This window comes from Paraclostridium dentum (assembly GCF_012922555.1).
In the GTDB taxonomy this organism is placed as follows: domain Bacteria; phylum Bacillota; class Clostridia; order Peptostreptococcales; family Peptostreptococcaceae; genus Paraclostridium; species Paraclostridium dentum.
Map to the genome: position 1 here is coordinate 557241 of NZ_WIPK01000001.1, position 19594 is coordinate 576834.

Annotated in this window: 24 protein-coding genes; 19 read left to right on the forward strand and 5 right to left on the reverse strand. The window is 27.0% G+C overall.

Annotation, left to right across the window (positions count from 1 at the left end; genetic code table 11):
- The first annotated feature begins 87 nt into the window (after positions 1–87).
- Complete coding sequence (locus tag GFJ41_RS02590; RefSeq protein WP_170074525.1) at positions 88–1152, forward strand: lysylphosphatidylglycerol synthase transmembrane domain-containing protein; 1065 nt, start codon at positions 88–90, stop codon at positions 1150–1152.
- 172 nt (positions 1153–1324) lie between these two features.
- The gene (locus GFJ41_RS02595; RefSeq protein WP_170074526.1) at positions 1325–2551 is read left to right on the forward strand and encodes a dicarboxylate/amino acid:cation symporter; all 1227 of its coding nucleotides are present in this window, start codon (positions 1325–1327) and stop codon (positions 2549–2551) included.
- 56 nt (positions 2552–2607) lie between these two features.
- Here the strand turns inward: GFJ41_RS02595 and GFJ41_RS02600 are convergent, their stop codons facing one another.
- Positions 2608–2946, reverse strand: a complete 339-nt coding sequence (locus tag GFJ41_RS02600; protein ID WP_025161297.1) for a phage holin family protein — start codon at positions 2944–2946, stop codon at positions 2608–2610.
- 117 nt (positions 2947–3063) lie between these two features.
- A complete protein-coding gene (locus tag GFJ41_RS18820) occupies positions 3064–3192 on the reverse strand; it encodes a hypothetical protein (protein ID WP_021429136.1) in 129 nt (42 codons plus the stop codon).
- Between the two features lie 467 nt (positions 3193–3659).
- Here GFJ41_RS18820 and GFJ41_RS02605 point away from each other — a divergent pair, with 467 nt between their 5' ends.
- The 8 genes from GFJ41_RS02605 to GFJ41_RS02640 all read left to right on the forward strand — a co-directional run bounded on the left by GFJ41_RS02605 (position 3660) and on the right by GFJ41_RS02640 (position 10489).
- Positions 3660–3800: a hypothetical protein gene (locus GFJ41_RS02605; protein ID WP_170074527.1), complete on the forward strand. Its 141-nt coding sequence runs from the start codon at positions 3660–3662 to the stop codon at positions 3798–3800.
- Between the two features lie 161 nt (positions 3801–3961).
- On the forward strand, positions 3962–4222 hold the full coding sequence (locus GFJ41_RS02610; RefSeq protein WP_021428990.1) for a hypothetical protein: 261 nt from the start codon (positions 3962–3964) through the stop codon (positions 4220–4222).
- 347 nt (positions 4223–4569) lie between these two features.
- Positions 4570–5235: a DUF969 domain-containing protein gene (locus GFJ41_RS02615; protein ID WP_053832311.1), complete on the forward strand. Its 666-nt coding sequence runs from the start codon at positions 4570–4572 to the stop codon at positions 5233–5235.
- A gap of 14 nt (positions 5236–5249) precedes the next feature.
- A complete protein-coding gene (locus tag GFJ41_RS02620; RefSeq protein WP_021430803.1) occupies positions 5250–6182 on the forward strand; it encodes a DUF979 domain-containing protein in 933 nt (310 codons plus the stop codon).
- A gap of 33 nt (positions 6183–6215) precedes the next feature.
- Complete coding sequence (gene pcp / locus GFJ41_RS02625; RefSeq protein ID WP_035116513.1) at positions 6216–6857, forward strand: pyroglutamyl-peptidase I; 642 nt, start codon at positions 6216–6218, stop codon at positions 6855–6857.
- Entirely contained in the window at positions 6851–7267 is a 417-nt protein-coding gene (locus GFJ41_RS02630) for a gamma-glutamylcyclotransferase family protein (protein ID WP_035116512.1), read from the forward strand. The genes pcp and GFJ41_RS02630 overlap by 7 nt, the downstream gene beginning before the upstream one ends.
- Positions 7268–7414: 147 nt before the next feature.
- Positions 7415–8266, forward strand: coding sequence for a L,D-transpeptidase family protein (locus tag GFJ41_RS02635; RefSeq protein WP_332841109.1), 852 nt, complete (start codon positions 7415–7417; stop codon positions 8264–8266).
- A gap of 111 nt (positions 8267–8377) precedes the next feature.
- Positions 8378–10489 (forward strand): DNA topoisomerase III, encoded by a 2112-nt coding sequence (locus tag GFJ41_RS02640; protein ID WP_035116511.1) that lies wholly within the window; start codon positions 8378–8380, stop codon positions 10487–10489.
- 335 nt (positions 10490–10824) lie between these two features.
- On the opposite strand, the gene GFJ41_RS02645 is transcribed toward GFJ41_RS02640, so the two are convergent.
- Positions 10825–11154: a hypothetical protein gene (locus tag GFJ41_RS02645; protein WP_021430808.1), complete on the reverse strand. Its 330-nt coding sequence runs from the start codon at positions 11152–11154 to the stop codon at positions 10825–10827.
- Between the two features lie 147 nt (positions 11155–11301).
- On the opposite strand from GFJ41_RS02645, the gene GFJ41_RS02650 reads away from it, so the two are divergent.
- The 4 genes from GFJ41_RS02650 (at position 11302) to epsC (ending at position 14546) form a co-directional block, all read left to right on the forward strand.
- Positions 11302–12075 carry a sugar phosphate isomerase/epimerase family protein gene (locus tag GFJ41_RS02650; RefSeq protein ID WP_035116510.1) on the forward strand — a complete coding sequence of 258 codons (774 nt, stop codon included), beginning with the start codon at positions 11302–11304 and terminating at the stop codon, positions 12073–12075.
- Between the two features lie 219 nt (positions 12076–12294).
- Positions 12295–12870, forward strand: coding sequence for a PepSY domain-containing protein (locus GFJ41_RS02655; protein WP_035116509.1), 576 nt, complete (start codon positions 12295–12297; stop codon positions 12868–12870).
- 256 nt (positions 12871–13126) lie between these two features.
- Positions 13127–14029 carry a cysteine synthase A gene (cysK, locus tag GFJ41_RS02660; protein ID WP_035116508.1) on the forward strand — a complete coding sequence of 301 codons (903 nt, stop codon included), beginning with the start codon at positions 13127–13129 and terminating at the stop codon, positions 14027–14029.
- Position 14030: 1 nt separating this feature from the next.
- Positions 14031–14546, forward strand: coding sequence for a serine O-acetyltransferase EpsC (gene epsC / locus GFJ41_RS02665; RefSeq protein ID WP_035116507.1), 516 nt, complete (start codon positions 14031–14033; stop codon positions 14544–14546).
- A gap of 73 nt (positions 14547–14619) precedes the next feature.
- Here epsC and GFJ41_RS02670 read toward each other — a convergent pair whose 3' ends face one another.
- Entirely contained in the window at positions 14620–15258 is a 639-nt protein-coding gene (locus GFJ41_RS02670; protein WP_021430813.1) for a biliverdin-producing heme oxygenase, read from the reverse strand.
- A 192-nt stretch (positions 15259–15450) separates the two neighbouring features.
- Here GFJ41_RS02670 and GFJ41_RS02675 point away from each other — a divergent pair, with 192 nt between their 5' ends.
- From GFJ41_RS02675 to GFJ41_RS02690, 4 genes are all read left to right on the forward strand, one after another.
- The gene (locus GFJ41_RS02675; protein ID WP_170074528.1) at positions 15451–16239 is read left to right on the forward strand and encodes an EcsC family protein; all 789 of its coding nucleotides are present in this window, start codon (positions 15451–15453) and stop codon (positions 16237–16239) included.
- A 237-nt stretch (positions 16240–16476) separates the two neighbouring features.
- Positions 16477–17031, forward strand: coding sequence for a GNAT family N-acetyltransferase (locus GFJ41_RS02680; RefSeq protein ID WP_143709795.1), 555 nt, complete (start codon positions 16477–16479; stop codon positions 17029–17031).
- Positions 17032–17097: 66 nt separating this feature from the next.
- Positions 17098–17778, forward strand: a complete 681-nt coding sequence (locus GFJ41_RS02685) for a class I SAM-dependent methyltransferase (protein WP_170074529.1) — start codon at positions 17098–17100, stop codon at positions 17776–17778.
- 244 nt (positions 17779–18022) lie between these two features.
- Positions 18023–18613: a GNAT family N-acetyltransferase gene (locus tag GFJ41_RS02690; protein ID WP_021430817.1), complete on the forward strand. Its 591-nt coding sequence runs from the start codon at positions 18023–18025 to the stop codon at positions 18611–18613.
- Positions 18614–18718: 105 nt separating this feature from the next.
- Here GFJ41_RS02690 and GFJ41_RS02695 read toward each other — a convergent pair whose 3' ends face one another.
- Complete coding sequence (locus GFJ41_RS02695) at positions 18719–18901, reverse strand: hypothetical protein (protein WP_039966453.1); 183 nt, start codon at positions 18899–18901, stop codon at positions 18719–18721.
- Between the two features lie 207 nt (positions 18902–19108).
- Between GFJ41_RS02695 and GFJ41_RS02700 the strand changes: the two genes are divergently transcribed.
- Positions 19109–19570, forward strand: coding sequence for a GNAT family N-acetyltransferase (locus tag GFJ41_RS02700; RefSeq protein ID WP_206001489.1), 462 nt, complete (start codon positions 19109–19111; stop codon positions 19568–19570).
- The last annotated feature ends 24 nt before the right edge of the window (positions 19571–19594 follow it).

Below are 19594 nucleotides of genomic sequence, written 5' to 3' on the forward strand. Positions count from 1 at the left end.
ACAAAAAAGTAAGAAATAATTCATACCATAAAAACTAAATGTATTGTATAATAGGTAGTGTCAAATTAAAGGGGATGGAGGTTTCCTATGAAAAAGAAAAAGACATTAAATAAAAATATATTACAATATGGCTTTTTGGTATTTATATTAGGAATGACAAGTTACTTAGTTTATAGAACTTTAGACATAGATATGCTTAATGAAGTTGTAGATATGGTAGATAAAAAATTTATATTTTTGGGAATATGTGCAGTGATTACACACATGTTATTAGAGGGTGTAGTTTTAAAAATAGTAATAGATAGCATTCATAAAGTTCAGACAAGATTTATAGGTTTTAAATTAGCAACTATGGGGTTTTATTATAATTTAATAACGCCATTTGCATCAGGAAGTCAGCCTATGCAAATATATGTATTAAATAAATGTAAGATGCCAGCTAGTAAGGCAACTGCAGTTATAATGAATAAATCTATAATATATCAAGTTGTAGTTACAGTATATTGTTCTGTTCTAGTTCTTTTAAATACAGCTATATTAAAGGAATTAAGAGGCGTAATGCCTTTGATATTAATAGGGATTGCAATAAATGCATTTACATTAATCGTTTCTATGATGATTATATATAATCCTGAATTAATTAAGAAAGTATCTAAACGTATTATCAATCTTTTAGTTAAATTTAAATTATTTAAATTTTTAGAAGGCAAAGTTGAGAAAGTAGAGAGTTTTGCAGATGAATATAGTAAGTCTGTTAATTTATTTATAAAGAATAGAAAAGCGCTTGTGCTAACGCTCTTGATAACTGTAGTTCAGTTAAGTGTATACTTTAGTATATCATTTTGGATATATAAAGCATTTAATTTAAGCGGATATACATATATATATATGCTTACATTACAAGCATTCTTATATATGGCTATATCACCTATTCCAACTCCGGGTAACGCAGGAGCAAGTGAATTAGCATTCTTTGCAATATTTAAAAGCGTGTTCCCACAACCTCTTATGGGGTATGCAATTTTCTTATATGGAGGATTTGTATACTATGCAGTACTAATAGGAAGTGGAATATTTACAATGATAACTCATCATAATATGGATCGAAAAAGTAAGAAAATTAAAAGAAAAAATAAAGAATATGCAGCTTAATATTATTATAAAAAGCATACCGTAGAAACGGCATGCTTTTTATTTTACAGAAATTTCGCAAAAATATTACTTTTTACAAGTAACTTGACTTTTTGTGTCTAAATGTATACCATTTTAGTCAAAGGGGAAAATGTTTTTATCATAAAATTTATTCATAAGGGGAGGAATTATTTTGACAAAAGCAAAGAAAAAAATAGGACTGGTACCGAAACTAATAATAGCAATAATACTTGGTATCATTATAGGTAGTTATGCTCCTAAGGGAGTAATCGAGATTTTAGTTACTATAAGTGGTTTATTTGCTTCATTTTTACAGTTTGTAATACCATTTATAATTTTAGGTTTTGTTACAGCTGGGATAGCTGACTTAACATCAGGAGCAGGAAAGTTATTAGGAATAACAACTGGTATAGCATATTGTTCTACAATAATAGCTGGATTGCTTGCATATACAGTTGCAATAACTATTTTCCCTTCTTTTATAAACGCTAGTTCAGCTGGAGCTATAGGAGATCCAAACGCAGGTATGCTTTCACCAATATTTACTATACCACTAGAGCCAATGTTAGATGTAACAGCTGCGATAGTTTTCGCATTCATGATGGGACTTGGAATTTCAGCGCTTAGAGGTCGTGGAAGAGGAGAAGGATTATTCAACATTGCTATGGATTTCCAAGAAATAATAAAATCTACTTTAGCGAAAATAATAATACCGTTACTACCTCTTTATATAGCAGGAACTTTTGCTAATATAACTTTTGCAGGACAAGTATGGGATATACTAAAAATATTTGGTAAGGTATATTTAATCGTAATACCACTTCATATCATATACATATGCTTCCAATTTACTCTTGCTGGAACATATACTAAAAAGAATCCAATACAATTACTTAAAAATCAAATACCAGGATATCTAACAGCAGTTGGAACTCAGTCATCAGCAGCTACTATACCAGTAAACGTAGAGTGTGCTGAAAAAAATGGAGTATCTAAACAAATAAGAGAGTTTGTTGTACCTCTTTGTGCAACTATTCACTTAGCTGGAAGTATAATTTCTGTAACATCATTCACAGTAGCTGTTTTAATGATGAATCAAATGAATTATAGTTTAGCGGTAATATTACCATACTTACTTATGTTAGGAGTTGCCATGGTTGCAGCACCAGGTGCACCAGGTGGGGCTATAATGAGTGCACTTCCGTTTTTACCTATGGTAGGAATACCATCAGATGGAGGCCTTGCAAGTTTAATGATAGCACTTTACATAACTCAAGATAGTTTTGGTACTGCGGCTAACGTATCAGGAGATAATGCAATAGCTGTAGTAATAGATGAGATAAATGATAAATCAATTAGACGAGAAAAGAAAAAAGAATATAAAGAAGTTAATGCTTAATAAAAAAGAGTTATCTCAATTTAGAGATAACTCTTTTTTATAATGAATTTATTCTATTAATCAAGTACATTATATATAATTGTATTTGCAATAGATAATAATATAGAAGCACCTATAGCACTAACAAATCCGTATAAGTGTACTCCAGGAACTATACTAAAAGCTAGTTTTAAAACAACCGCATTTATCACTAATGAGAATAAACCTAATGTTAAAAATGTTATAGGTAATGAGAATAACTGAAGTAAAGGCTTAATTGTTAAGTTTAAAACACCAAAAATGACTGTTAGTATAAGTAAAGAGCTAAAAGATGTTATAGAAACACTACTCATTAATAATGATACTATATATAAAGATATAGCATTAACTACTATAAATAAAGATACTTTTTTCATACTAAAAAACTCCTTTTCAATAAAATTTACTAATTTATTAAAGCTTAATATATAATAATATATTCCCATAAAAAAATAAATTACACATTTTATGTAAAATTTAGACCTAAAATTATATTACCATGGTTTAGCCCATGGAGCTTCATAATATTCTTCTTTCCATAATAAATCTGTAGAAACTCTAAATATATCACTAGATAAAGCTGATTTATAAAAAATGTTAATTACATTTATTTTATTACACAAATCATTGTTTATAATAATTTTAAAATCATCACATTCAAAGACTGAATCATTTTCTGTAGGCTCATCCAGAGCTACGCTAAAAATAGGACCATATCATGCACTTACTTCTTTTATATATACTCTTAGATACTTAGCATCTAAATTATAAGATTCAAAAATATTATTTAGTTCTTTTTTAGCTGGATTACTAATATTTATAATCATAAAAACACATCCTTTATATTTTAATATTTATTAATATACCCTAATTTAAATAAAAATAAATGACAATATTGTTAAGGAATAATTAAGGAATTATTGATATAATAAAAGCTAAGGGAATATTTGGAGATGATAAAATTGAATAACCTTGGAATTGTATGTAAAATTATTTTATGTATGTAATAATACATTGTTCAACCTAATAAGTAGAAGATAATAATTATACGGTAAATATTTTTTATGGAGACTCATATTATAATAGAGCTATGTATTTAGCACTGATTTATTTGATAATAGATGGATTATATTCTTTTATAGAAAGTTTTATCAATTTAGCAAAAATAACTGAGGAAGGAATTATATTTATAGATGGAACTTATGTTAAATATAAAGAAATAAATGTTTAGAAGAATTATCCAAAAGGGTATATATATAATTAAATTTATTGTAATATAGTATAATAAACAGGTATAATATTATATGTATTAATAATATAATGTAAATGGAGTAAATAAAAGGTAACATAATGTTAAAATGTTATAAACTTAATTATAGATAGAAGGGAAATATGGATATGTTTTTTTTCGATTTTTTTAAAACCAACAAAAAGAAAGTACAAGAACAAATAAGTGAACTAAAAAGTGAAAGAGAGTGTTTAGAGAAAGAATTTAATAAACATCATAATAAATATGAAGAATTATGGAGGAAATATCATAGCAATGAAATGAACTATACTTCAGCCATGAAGGTAGATAATAAGTGTTATGAATTAAAAGCTAGAATAAAAGAACTTGATAAGAAGATAAAGGAATTAGAGGAAGAACTATAAAAATTAAAGCTTATAAATTTTGTTTAAAAACAAAGTTTATAAGCTTTTTTATTTAATAAAATAAAACTTGCATGCTTAAAGATCAAAATAAGATAATTTTTTATAATAAATCTTAAATTGAATATAAAAATAAAATTATATTCAAAATTTATTGAACTTTATAAAATAAAAAAGGATTTTTTACCATAAAAATATAATTAATGTTAGATTAAATGGGAAAGGTAAGAAATTAAACTAAATTATCAAAAAATTTAAAAAAATATAAAAATTGATTGACAATAAATCTCATTTTAAATATAATTTGAAATAACATTATAAAGTTAAGGAGTAAAGAAAGGAAGTAAAGCATGATAAAATTAATAGGTATTTTAGTTGTCATTTTAGGATTTGTATTTAAAGTAGAAACTTTATTTACAGTATTAGTTGCGGGGATTGCGACTGGATTAGTGGCAGGAATGGATATTATGGATATTCTAAATACATTGGGGCAATCGTTTGTAGACAATAGAGCGGTATCATTATTTATAATGACTCTGCCAGTAATAGGAATACTAGAAAGATACGGATTAAAGCAAAGGGCTGTTTATTTAATACAAAAGCTTGGAAAGTTAACTACAGGAGGTGTATTTTCTATATATATGATAATAAGGCAAATAGCTGGTGCACTTTCAATAAGAATAAGTGGACATCCTCAATTTGTTAGACCTTTAGTTGAGCCTATGGCACAAGCCGCAGCAAAGAGTAAGTATAAAAATGTAGATGTAAAAGATGAAGAAGCTATAAAGGCTTTATCAGCAGCTAGTGAAAACTATGGAAACTTTTATGGTCAAAATTTATTCTCTGGGAGTTCAGGGGTATTATTAATAGCATCGACTTTAACTGGATTTGGATATGCAGTAAGCGAACTAGATATAGCTAAGGCTAGTATAATAATGGCTGTAATAGCATTTTTAATTTCTGCATTACAAAACTATTTATTTGATAAAAAATTAAACAGAAAATATAACAAATAGGGGAGGATTCATAAGTGCAAAACTTTATAAATATAGGACTAGAATCGTTTTATGTTTTAATGGGAATTTTAATGCTAGTCATTGGTGTTAAATCACTTAAAACAATTGATAATAATAAAAAATATGGAACATTTGCTTTTTGGGTATTACTTAGTTTACCGTTTATATTTGGAAAAGTACTACCAGCAACATTTATTGGAGGAATATTAGTATTATTAAGTTTATTAACTCTTACTAAGCAAGTTGTGTTTGCGAAATACGAAGTTGCAACTGAAGAGTTTAGTCAAGCTAAATCAGAAAAAATAAAGAGTAAAATATTTTTACCTTCACTTATATTAGCATTTGCAGCAGTTGCGGTAGCTATGTCACTTTCTTCATATGCTAGCTCATCACAATTTGCAATAGGAGCTGGAGCAATAGTAGCACTTATAAGTGCATTTATAATCACAAGAGCAAAACCTAAAGAAGCAGTTGAAGATGGAGCAAGATTACTTCAACAAATGGGACCTACTAGTATGCTACCTCAATTACTTGTTGCACTTGGAGTTTTATTTACAAATGCAGGAGTTGGAGATGTAATATCTAATATGATATCAGGAGTGGTTCCAGCGGATAGTAGATTTTTTGGAGTAGTAGCTTATGTTTTAGGAATGGCAATTTTCACTATGATAATGGGTAATGCATTTGCAGCATTTTCAGTTATAACAGCAGGTATAGGGATACCTTTTGTATTATCACAAGGTGCAGATCCAGCCATAGTTGGAGCTTTAGCATTAACAGCAGGGTATTGTGGAACTTTACTTACGCCTATGGCTGCAAACTTTAATATAGTACCAGCAGCATTACTAGAAGCTAAAGATCAATACAGTGTAATTAAATATCAGGCACCAGTTGCTATTGTATTATTAGCTATACACATATTTGTAATGTACACATTTGCATTTTAATTATTTAGTAAAATTTTAAAGGAGGAAAGTGGAATGAAAATATTAATAACAGGATTTGATCCATTTGGAGGAGAGCCTATAAATCCAGCTGAAGAAGCTGTTAAAAGAATAAAAGATGAAATAAATGGAGCTGAGGTTATAAAGTTGACTATACCTACAGTTAGAACAAAATCAGTTGAAGCTATAGAACAGGCAATAGATAAGCACAATCCAGATATAGTAATATCAGTTGGGCAAGCAGGAGGAAGATTTGATATAACTCCAGAAAGAGTAGCTATAAACTTAGATGATTTTAGAATAAAAGATAATGAAGGTAATCAAGTTGTTGATGAAACTATACAAATTGATGGACAGCCGGCATACTTCTCTAATCTACCAATAAAAGGTATGGTAAAACATATGAATGAAAATGGGATACCAGCATCGGTTTCAAACACTGCAGGAACTTTTGTTTGTAATCATGTAATGTATGGGATACTATATTTGATAGATAAAAAATATCCGAATATAAAAGGTGGATTTATTCATATACCATATATGACAGGACAAGTTATAGATAAGAAAAACATGCCTTATATGAGTTTAGATGAAATTGTCACTGGGCTTGAATTAGCAATAGAAGCATGTACTATATATAATGAAGATATAAGAGCAATAGGTGGAGAAATATGTTAGTAAAAAAGATATTTGTATATGGTAGTTTAAGAAGCGATATGTTTAATTACAATATATATTTAAATGGAAAAGTAAAAAGTTCTAAGAAAGGATATATAAATGGTAACTTATATCATTTAGGCAACAAAGGCTACCCAGCAGTTGTAAAAGGTAATAAAAAGATTCTAGGGGAATTAATGGAACTTAATGATTTTGAAGCAACGTTAAAAGAACTAGATGATATGGAGAATTACCAGTTAGATGGATTTAACAATGAATATAATAGGCGTGAAGTAGATGTTACTCTTCCAGATGGAAGCATAGAAAAGGCATATTTTTATGAGTACAATAAAGATGCTGAAATTAATAAAGATGATGTATTAATTTCTATAAAATCGGGGGACTGGAAAGAATATATGTCAAATAAATAAAGAATAAAAGCTATCTTAATAAAATTTTGAAATTTATTAGGATAGCTTTTTTATATTTAAACCAAGGAAATTTTTACGTGACTATTCACCTATATATAAATAAGTACATAAAATTATATAAGTTATATAATAAGGATGTGTGTATTATTGAATATAGATAAGAATTTTATAAAAATAAATATGCTTCCACAACATAAGTATACTCTCAAAAACTCAAACTTAAGAAAAGATCCCTCAACTAGTTCTGATATTATTACTGTTATTTCTAAAGGTTCTAAGGTTGAACTTATTGAAGCTTATGATGAATGGAGTAAAGTAAGATATGAATCAAATATAGGATATATACACAATGATTTATTATCAATTACTAAATATACATGGAGTAACTTAAACCTTAGAAAAGAACCGAATACTCAATCAAATATAATAATTGCGATACCAAAAGAATCTAGAGTAGAAGTTATAGAAAATATAGGAGACTGGAGCAATATAATATATAATGACATAGAAGGGTATGTATTTAATTACTTTTTATCCGATGATGGGAATAAACATGATGTATTAGATTATAAATATTTTTATAGTGACATGACTAAATTTGTAAATCAAAACAATATAAAGAGCCCTACAAACAATTTATTAGTAACTGATTTGAAAAATAAGTATACCTATATTTTTAAAAAAGATAATAACTCTTGGGTACAGTTGTTTAAATGGAAATGTACTGTTGGAAAACCTAGCACTCCAACTATAACCGGAATTTTTTATATAGATGGAAGAAAGCCGTATTTTGGGACTGATGAGTATAGAGTTAAATATGCAACACGTATAAAAGACGGATACTATTATCATTCAGTACTGTATGATTCTACAGGAAGTTATATAATAGATGGAAGGTTAGGGAAAGCTTTGAGCCATGGTTGTATAAGACTAGATACCGAAAATGCTAAATGGATATATAATAATATATTAGATACTACTACAGTGGTAATACATTAAATATATAAGGGAGTTGTATAAATGTAAATTTCAAACTCCCTTATATATTTAACATATATTAGGAAACTATGTTATTATATACTAAAGCATTAATGAAAGGAAAAAGATATAATGGGAAAAACACTAGTACTAGCAGAAAAACCTTCTGTAGGAAGAGATTTAGCTAGAGTATTAAATTGTAAAAATGAAAAAAATGGATATATAGAAGGTAGTAATTATGTAGTAACATGGGCTCTGGGCCATTTAGTAACACTTGCTGAAACTGAAAGTTACTCAAATAAATATAAAAATTGGGACATAAATGATTTGCCTATATTACCTAAATATTTAAAGACGGTAGTTATAAAAAAGACATCTAAACAATTCAACACAGTGAAAGCTCAACTAAATAGAAATGATATTGAATCGATTGTAATAGCTACAGATGCGGGTAGAGAAGGAGAACTTGTAGCAAGATGGATAATAGAAAAAGCACAAGTTAAAAAGCCTACAAAGCGTTTATGGATATCATCTAGCACAGATAAAGCTATAAAAGAAGGATTTTCAAAATTAAAGGATGGAAAAGAATACGAAAACTTATATCGCTCAGCAGTTGCTAGAGCAGAAGCTGATTGGTTAGTTGGAATAAATGCTACAAGAGCACTTACAACGAAGCATAATGCACAACTTTCTTGTGGTAGAGTTCAAACTCCTACTGTAAATATGGTTTACAAAAGAGAAGAGGAAATTCAAAAATTTAAACCAAAAGAATTCTATGGTATTAAATTGCAAGCACCTATGTTTGCTTTAAACTGGGTAGATTCTAAGAATAATAGCCAAAATAGCTTTAATAAAGAAAAAGTAGAAAATATATTAACTAAGATAGAAAATAAAAATGCTGATATATTAGAAGTTAATAAAACTTATAAAAAGAAATATTCACCAGGACTATATGACTTAACAGAATTACAAAGAGATGCAAATAAAATATTTAATTTTTCTGCAAAAGAGACTTTATCTATAATGCAAAAACTATATGAACACCATAAAGTTCTTACATATCCTAGAACAGATTCCAAATACATTAGTACTGATATAGTAGACACTTTAAAGGATAGAGTTAGAGCTGTGAGTGTAAGTGACTATGCAAAAGTTTGTACTAAAATATTAAAAGACAAAATAAAAACTAATAAATCATTTGTAGATAATTCTAAAGTAACAGATCACCATGCGATAATACCTACTGAGGAGAGAGTATTCTTAAGCGATTTAAGTGATAGAGAAAGAAAAATTTACGATTTAGTAGTAAAAAGATTTTTAAGTGTTTTAAGTGATCCTTTTGAATATGAACAAACAACTATAAAGGCTAATATAGAAGGTGAAACTTTTGTAGCTAAAGGTAAAAAAATTATTAAATTAGGATGGAAAGAAAACTATACTAATATAGATGAAGATGATGACAATGATCAAAATCTTCCAAACTTAAATAAAGATGATGTTATAAAGGTAGTTAAATGTAGTTTAACTAGTGGCAAAACACAACCTCCAAAACCATTAAATGAAGCTAGTTTATTAGCTCAAATGGAAAAAGAAGGTCTCGGAACAGTTGCAACTCGTGCAGATATAATAGAAAAGATTTTTAATTCCTTCTTGGTTGAAAAAAGAGGAAAAGACATTTTTATAACATCTAAAGGAAAGCAATTATTAGAGTTAGTTCCTAGCGAGTTAAAATCGGCAGAGCTTACATCTTCTTGGGAGAAGAAGCTTAATGAAATATCATGTGGTAAGTTAAAGAAAGATGTATTTGTAAATGAAATGAAAGACTACACTAAAGATATTGTAAAAGATATAAAAAGTAGTGATGCTAAATTTAAACATGATAACTTAACTAAAAATAAGTGTCCTGAATGTGGAAAGTATATGCTTGAAGTTAATGGAAAAAGAGGAAAGATGCTAGTTTGCCAAGATAGAGATTGCAACACTAGAAAGATGGTTTCTACAACTACCAATGCGAGATGTCCTGTTTGCCATAAAAAACTTGAACTTAGAGGCGAAGGGGAAGGGAAGACTTTTGTTTGTAGCTGTGGACATCGTGAAAAACTAAGTACTTTTAATAAGAGAAAGAAAGAAGAAAATAACAAAGCATCTAAAAGAGATGTTAATAAATATTTAAAGAATCAAAATAAACAAGAAGAAAGTTTCAATAATCCTTTTGCAGAGGCATTAGCTAAACTTAAAAAATAGTTATTTAAATTAACATGAAGGGGTTATATCTATGATGCTTGAAACGTCACTACATCATAGATATAACCTCTTTTATAATTAAAATAAATCATTTTTTACTATATTTATGTTAATAATATTTGATGACAATTTATTTTAAGTAGCTAACTGATTTTATAGTTGTTAAATAGTTTATATCATAAATAACGATAGATTCTTTTATTATTTGATTTACCCCTTTTATATAAACCTACTAAATTAATATTTGTAACAGTTTTATGAATTAGTATATGAATTAAGATTGTAGATGAAATTAGTTGACATAATTAAATTTAAGTAACTTATAAGCTTTATTTTTAAGCTGTGAAAAAGTAATCCCAATAAGTATATATACTTAAAATAAATGCAACTAATGTGTAAGCAAGAGATACAAAAAAAGGAGTGCTTTTAAAGAACTTAAGACCATAATTACGAGTTGTTTCTTTATCAATTGATATTGCGGTCCAATAGTCTAAAAACCTATTATAGATGTTATCCTCTGTTGAAAAAAATCCTATAATTGTTGTGAATAAAACTCCTATTATTAAAGACATGTCAAGAAAAGATACTTTTAAAGAATTGCTTATTAGGTGGTTAACTAAAACTATTATAAATAGAGTTAAGATTCCAATAAAAAGTTTTTTCAAATATATACCTCCTTAATTTTTTTAATATAATTGTATAGACTTAAATAGATTTAATCAATAGAAAAAAGGGTAATCTAGTTACTATATATAATTATTAAAAATAAGTTATTGTTGTGATAAAAAATTTAAAACAAAGGTGGTGTAATGATGAAGGATATTAAGTTAGTAAAACTTATTGGAGATATAAATAAAAGCAATATAGATGAAATTAACAATTTAGGAATTGGAGTAGAAATTCAGAGTTTTCCTCAAAATATTTTGGATGAGGATTATAGTACAATAATAAGTGATTGTAAGAATAAATTAAAAAACTTTAGCAATGTAATATCATTACATGGATCTTCATTTGATTTAAACCCAGGGAGTACGGATAAAAAAGTTATTGAGTTAACTAAATATAGATACATGCAATCAGTTGAAATTGCCAAGGAAATAGGTGCTAAATACGTAATTTTTCATAGTCAACTAAACCCTTTATTAAGTGTAGAGAAAATAAGAAAACTTAAGTTAGACAATCAAATAAAATTTTGGCAAGATTTTATGAACGAAATTGATGATATAGATGTGACTATTTTATTAGAAAATGAGTATGATGAAAATCCTGAAGAGATTTTATATATTGTTGAATCAGTAAACTCTCCTAAACTTAGAATATGTTTAGATACAGGTCATATTTTAGCATACTCTAAAAAATCTTTAGAAGAATGGATAGTTTCTGCAAAAGATTTTATAACTTATATACATTTACACTTTAATGACGGAAAAAATGATTCTCATAGTAAACCAAGTTATGAACAACTAATTTATTTTAAAAACATAATAGAAGAAACTAAAATAAATCCTATACTGTCGCTAGAATATAGCTTTGAAAATGTATCAGAAGAAGTAAATAGAGTAAGGAATGTTTTGAGTCGAAAATAAATAAAAAAGTGTAGTCAAAATAATATAAAAAGACTACACTTTTTTATTTGTTTTAGTAAATCTTCGTTACTGGTATTCGAATTGGTATATATAACATAGAAGTAACTTAACAATATTGTTAATTTTATAAATTTGAAACTGTGAGATATGTTTGAATATGTAAAAAGATGGTATATATATTAATGTTGAAATTTTAATAATTATTCAGGAGGGATAGATATGAAAATTAACAAAGCAATTATTATAGCATTAGGATTAGTTGTTATATGTGGGGTTGGAGTAAGTTATTCCCTAGTAAAAGATGACAAAGCAGAATATCTAACAAAAGACCAAGCAAAAAATATTATTTTAGAAAAAGTACCAGATGGTAAGATATTAGAGTTTTCTTATGATAATGAAAATAATTCACCAAAGTATGAATCAGAAATAGTTAAGGATACTATGAAATACCAAGTGGATGTAGATGCTGAAACTGGCAAAATAATAAACTTTGAACAAGAAGTACTTAAAGATCAAAATAATGGAAAAACTTCAGATAAGCTAATAAGTGAAGATAAAGCTATGGATATAATGATTAACAAGGTTCCTAAAGCTACAGTTCAAAAATTTAACTTAGACAAAGATGGAAAAAATGCTGAGTATGAAGGTATACTTACAAAAGCGGATACAAAATATGAAATAACAGTAGATGCAAAAACTGGAGATATAAAAGAGTTTAGTCATGAACAAATAAAAGTAAAAGACACAAAAGCAGATAAAGATAATCAATATGGAGATATAGAGATCAATGACTAAAATAAGAAAAGTGTAGTTATCTAACGATTAAGAATTAGATGGTTACACTTTTTTTATTTAAATATAAATAAAATTGTATAGACTAAAACTATTAATATAACAATAAATATAGAATTAAGCTATATTTATTGAAAGCAAATAACAAATTTAGTAAAATTAGAAAAACTAATTTAAAAACTGAATTTTGTATGTATAAAAATTTATAAACATTTATAGGTACTTATACATATAATTAAAAAAATAGGAGGGGTAATATATGTTATATAATAATGTTTTAGATCTTATAGGAAAAACTCCAATAGTTAAGCTAAATAATATTCAAAGTGAAAATAATATATTTTTAAAGTTAGAAAAATACAATATAGGTGGAAGTATAAAGGATAGAGCTGTTCTTGGGATGATTGAAGACCTTATGGAAAGCGGAGATATAAAAAAAGGAGATACTATAGTAGAAGCAACAAGTGGAAATACGGGAATTGCTTTATCTATGATTGGAAAGCTAAAGGGGCTTAAGATTATTATAGTTATGCCTAGTTCTATGAGCAAAGAGCGTAGAGATTTGATGAAAGCATATGGAGCAGATATAATACTGACAGGTGAAGGTGGAATGCAAGCCTCTATGGATAAAGCAAGTGAATTAATAAGTTCAAATGGAAGTTATAAATCTTTGAAGCAATTTGAAAATAAAAGTAATCCTAAGAAACACTATGCTACAACTGCAATAGAAATATATGAAGATATTAAAAATATAGATATATTTGTATGTGGTATAGGAACAGGTGGAACAATAAGTGGAGTTGGAAAATATTTAAAAGAATTAAACAAAGACATAAAAATTATTGGAGTTGAGCCAGAAAGTTCTCCTTTAATATCTAAAGGACATAGTGGGCCCCATAAGATACAAGGAATAGGAGCTAACTTTATACCTAAAAATTTAGATATGAGTATTGTAGATGAAATAGTAACTGTAAAGGATGAAGACGCTATAAACACTATCAAGTTACTGGGAGAAAAGGAAGGAATACTAGTAGGGATTTCATCTGGAGCAAATGTATATGCAAGTATGGAGATAGCTAAGAAGTTTAAAGGAAAAAACATTGTAACAATATCTCCTGATGGAATTGAGAAGTATCTATCTATGGATATAATTGGAGGATAGAATGCTAAAAAAAATAAATGCTGACATAGAGTATATAATTGAAAATGACCCAGCTGCAAGATCTAAGATAGAAGTTTTTTTACTTTATCCATCAGTTCATGCTTTGATTGGTCACAGAATTGCACATTACTTTTATAAATATAAAATGTTCTTTATAGCAAGATTTATATCGCAAGTAAATAGATTTATAACGGGAATAGAGATACACCCAGGTGCAACTATAGGAAGTGGAATTTTAATTGACCATGGTATGGGAGTTGTAATAGGGGAAACTGCAGAGGTTGGAAACAGAGTTACTATATATCATGGAACCACATTAGGAGGAACAGGAAAAGACAGCGGTAAAAGACATCCAACTGTAGGGGATAATGTAGTAATAGGAGCAGGAGCTAAAGTTTTAGGGCCAATAACTATAGGTGAAAATTCTAAAGTAGGTGCAAATGCAGTTGTATTAAAAGATGTTCCACCAAATAGTACAGTGGTTGGGATACCTGGCAAAATAATAAAAAAGGAATAACTAAGAAGTTATTCCTTTTTTATTTCAGTGTAAAGTTTAAAATAATGTACGTCGAATAGGGGGAAACTAAATTTTACTTATCAAACTTCACGTAATCTAATTCATTAGATATACTTATGTTAAAAACATATGAAAGCGAAATTTCATTTAAGAATTTAGCTTTCTCTTCATCACTTAAATTTATTAAATCAAGTTTTTGATGATATTCCATCACAAAAGCTTTTAAATCTTTTATATGGTCGAACATATAATAATTAAGACCTTCATTTTCTATAGAGTAGTTTTCTTTTATTATTTTAAAGATAGTTCTACCACCAAATAAATCTGCTAAATATCGTGTATAAGCATGAGCAACTAACAATTTAGGATTTGTTTGAGATATTTCATCTAATCTATCAACGAAAACCCTTGTTGAATCGCAAATTTCTATTGAATCAATCTTATATCCTAATAAGAACTTAGAGTCATCAAGTAAAGCATTAGCTCTAAATACTTCAGGAGTTATAAATTCTTTTAAGACTTCATCGTCTTTATGCTTTTCAAGATTCTCCTCTATTGCTTTGTAAATAAAATAAAGATTATAGATGTACTCTCCGTATGTTTCAACATTAGCATCTCCATCAATTAATCTTTTTATGAACCCTGTATTTTCAGCCATATCGTGTAATCTTTTTGTGCTACTTTGAATGACTTTTAAAAAGTTCATATCCATAAAATCATCTTCTTTCTTTTGTATTGTGATTACTAATAAAATAAATACCCTATGAAATTAAAACTAAAACATTAATTTTAACAGTTATTACAATTTTGATATATTAGACCAATAAGGTTTAATGTATAATAAAATATACTATAATTACTAAGAGGAAACTTTTAATTAAGATAATTAAAGATAGGTGATAAAATGCAAGACTATAACAATATACAGATAAGAGAACTAGAAAATTGGAAAGAAAATATGAAAAAGAAGCCATCAATAATAAATAAAGCATCTAAAGAAGCTCAAAATAAACTAAATTCAGTACTTCCTGAAAATTATCATAATATACTTACTACAGCTATAAAGAACATGACAAAGGTTGTTTTGTTTGGGTCAAAATATACAACAAAAGCTCCGATTGAAAACATTTCATTACAAGAGCGAGATGAACTAGCTTATGAAAAGATTAGATTATACAAAAAAACTGCTATGCTAGAAGGAGCAGGTACTGGAGCTGGAGGAATTATTGTTGGTCTTGCTGACTTTCCTTTACTTTTAAGTATAAAAATAAAACTTCTATATGAGATTGCAAGTATTTATGGATTTGATACTAAGGATTATAAAGAAAGGATATATTTATTAAATATATTTCAATTAGCATTTTCAAGTCAAAATCATGTTAATACTATATTTAAAGATATAGAGCATTTTAATGAATCAAAAGATATACTATCAGATGATATAAACGATTTTGATTGGAGAAAGTTTCAGCAAGAATATAGAGATTATATAGATTTAGCTAAGTTACTGCAACTAGTTCCTGGGATAGGGGCTTTTGTTGGTGCATACGTAAACAATAAATTAGTAGATAAGTTGGGAGAGTATGCAATATATTCTTATCATATGAGGCTGTTAGATACTAGCGGATATATAAAAGAAAATGAGAGTTTTTTATCTAAAAGTTATAAAAAAATTATAGCAAGAGTCAAATGATTAAACTATAAAATTAGTTTATAGCAAATATCATTATTTAAATTAAAAATTTTTGATAAAATAGAAACTTAAGTAAAAAGTCTTGGTGTAGGTGAAAAATCTATTCCAGGGCTTTTTTTATTTGAAAACTTACTAAAATAACATATAAAGGGTTTTTATATCATAAATCTAATTGTATATATACATTGAAAATTTATATTTCACAACGTATATACTTTGAAGCAATTCAAAAGGGAGTTGAAAAACGAAGTGTTAGAATCTATACAAGATAAAAATATTATTACAGATAGACTAATACTAAGGAAATTCAATATAAGTGATACTAGAGATATGTTTAAAAACTGGGCATCTGACAGTGAAGTAACTAAGTTTTTACAATGGGAACCTCACATAAGTGAGGAATATACAAAATCAGTAATTGAGACATGGATTAGAGATTATAAAACTGAAATGTCATATCACTGGGCAGTTGAACTAAAAGAAACAAAAGAAGTTATTGGAGAAATATATATATTTAATATAAAGCAGAAAAGAAGGTGTTGTGAAATTGGAATATGCATAAGTAAGAGATTCTGGAATAAAGGGATTTCTACAGAAGCATTAGCTTCAGCTATAAATTTTATATTTAAAGAAACTGAGATATGGAGAATTATTGCTATGCATGATGTTGAAAATATTGCATCTAAAAAGGTAATACTTAAAAGTAAAATGAAATACGAAGGAGAGTTTAAATGTAAAACAAATCTAGCTGTCTATTCTATATCAAAGAAAAATAAAAAGGGTTATTTGTAAGATGTAAAAAGGAATTATATTATTATATTTATAAAGCCATTATAAAAATTGATATTAGGAGGGCACATGAAAAAATATTATCTAGCATATGATGAAAGATATAAAAAAGTACATTCTGAAGGGATTTTATGGTTTTCTAAGAATCCAACTCCAGATTTGTTAAAATGGATTGAATACTATAATATCTCAAAGCAAGATAAAATATGCGAAGTTGGATGTGGAGAAGGAAGAGATGCTTTGTACCTAGGAATTAAAGGATATAAAGTAAAAGGAATTGATGCATCAGAATCTGCAATAAATAAGTGTAAAGAGTTAGCTAATAAAAACTTAGAAAATGTTGAATTTGAAGTTGAAGAAATAATAAATTTAGATAGTAGAGAAATTACAAAATATAAATGGATATATGCAGTAGGAGTTTTACACATGCTTGTAGATGATAGCGATAGAAATTTATTTTTAAAATCAATTTATAATATGCTAGATAGGGGAGGGCATGCAATCTTAGTAAACATGGGAAATGGAGAAGTAGAGGGAAAAACTGATACATCTAAAGCATTTGAAATCCAAGAAAGAAATAATAATAGTGAAGGCAAAAAAGTTATGGTTGCATCTACTTCATATAGATCTATAAATTGGAAAAATCATATAAAGGAATTAGAAGATGCTGGATTTTTAATTGAAAAAACTATAAATACACAAAACAATGAGTATGGAAATTGTATGGTTGTATATTTAAAAAAATCTTAAAATAATAAAGATAAAAGAGGGAGTTTAAACTCCCTCTTTTTTTAAAAAGTACAAATAATATTTCAATTGTTAATTAATAGCAAATTGATTTTTTCAGAAATTTAGTTAATAAATTTACATTTATTAAAGGATTTTAAGCATATATATCTAAAATATATCAAAGTAAGAGAATAAATAGGATAATAAAAAAATAAGATTATTTTAAGTGTGAAAATTTTAAAATAAATAATTTAGGGGGATATAAATGATAATTTGCAAGAATTTATTCATAAGAACATTAGAATTGGGAGATGAAGAATTTTTATATAGATGGTGGAATGATGGAGAAATGATGCAGCACTCTACACATGCATTCGGAATTCTAAATAGCAAGGAAGCAATAAAACGCAAACTATTCAAAGAGTTTGAAAACGAAACAATGTTTCCTACAGACAAAAGATTTATAATTTGCAAAAAAGATGACTCAACACCAATAGGAGAAATCAATTATTGTAACTGGGATAGTAGAAGCCAAAAAGCAGAGTTAGGAATCAAGATTTGTAATATAGATGAACAAGGTAAAGGTCATGGATTAGATGCTCTATATCATTTTATAGATTTCATGTTTAAGTTTTTAAATTTAAATAAAATAGAGTTAACAACAATGGCTGACAATAAAAGAGCACAACAATTATATAAAAAACTTGGGTTTAAAAACATAGGAATAATTAGAGATGGGTACTTTGATAGTAGGTTTGGTGAATTTTCAGATGTAGTTTATATGGACTTAATAAAAAAAGAATGGGAAATTTATAAATATGAATTTGAAAAAGAATTTTTAATGACATATAGATAAGTTATATTTTATATAAAAATATAAATGATAATTTTAAATTGAATTATATATTAAAGAAATATTTAATATATACAACTTTAATATATAATTCAATGAATTTAAAAATTAATCAGTATAACCAGTGAGTTCTTTATGATTTCTTAGAGCTCCAATAGAAGAAATTATAGTTAAAATTAAATAAACAAATCCAAAGCTACTGTTACATGAAATATTCCATATAGTAGCTAGAAATAATATTAATCCTAAACAAAACCAAATATTTCGTCTCAACTTCAAATCTCTGTTCATAAAAATACCACCTTTAAATTTTATAAATTGTTTAAAAAATAAGTCTAATTGTATTTATAATTACCATAACCATAAAAAATAAACATGAGCCCAATTATTATATGAATTATTTTTATAAATAAAATTCGACTTTAAGTTCGAAAATCCTTTAAACTTATAGTATATATGATAAAAAATCTAATTAATTAGTATGTTTTGGAGGGAAAAATGAACAAAATCAATATAAAAAGAGTAGATGAAAATGAAAAAATACCATATGAATTATTATACTTAGCAGATCCATCTAAAGAATCAATAAATGATTATATAAGTAGAGGTAACTTATATGTTGCATCTATTGGAAATGAAGTTGTAGGTGCATATGTAATATTAAAGACTAGAGCATTAACTGCAGAGATTATGAATATATCAGTAAATGAAGCGTATCAGAAAAAAGGTATTGGCAAAGTTTTAATAAAAAATTCTATAAGTACAAGTAAGAATTTAAATATTAAAACACTAGAAGTTGGGACGGGAAACTCAAGTATATATCAGTTAGCTTTCTATCAAAAGTGCGGATTTAGAATAACAGGGGTAGATAAAGACTTTTTTAAAAAACATTATAACGAGAAAATAATAGAAAACGGAATAGAATGTATAGATATGATTAGAATGAGTATGGATTTATAATTATACGACAGATTATAAATCATT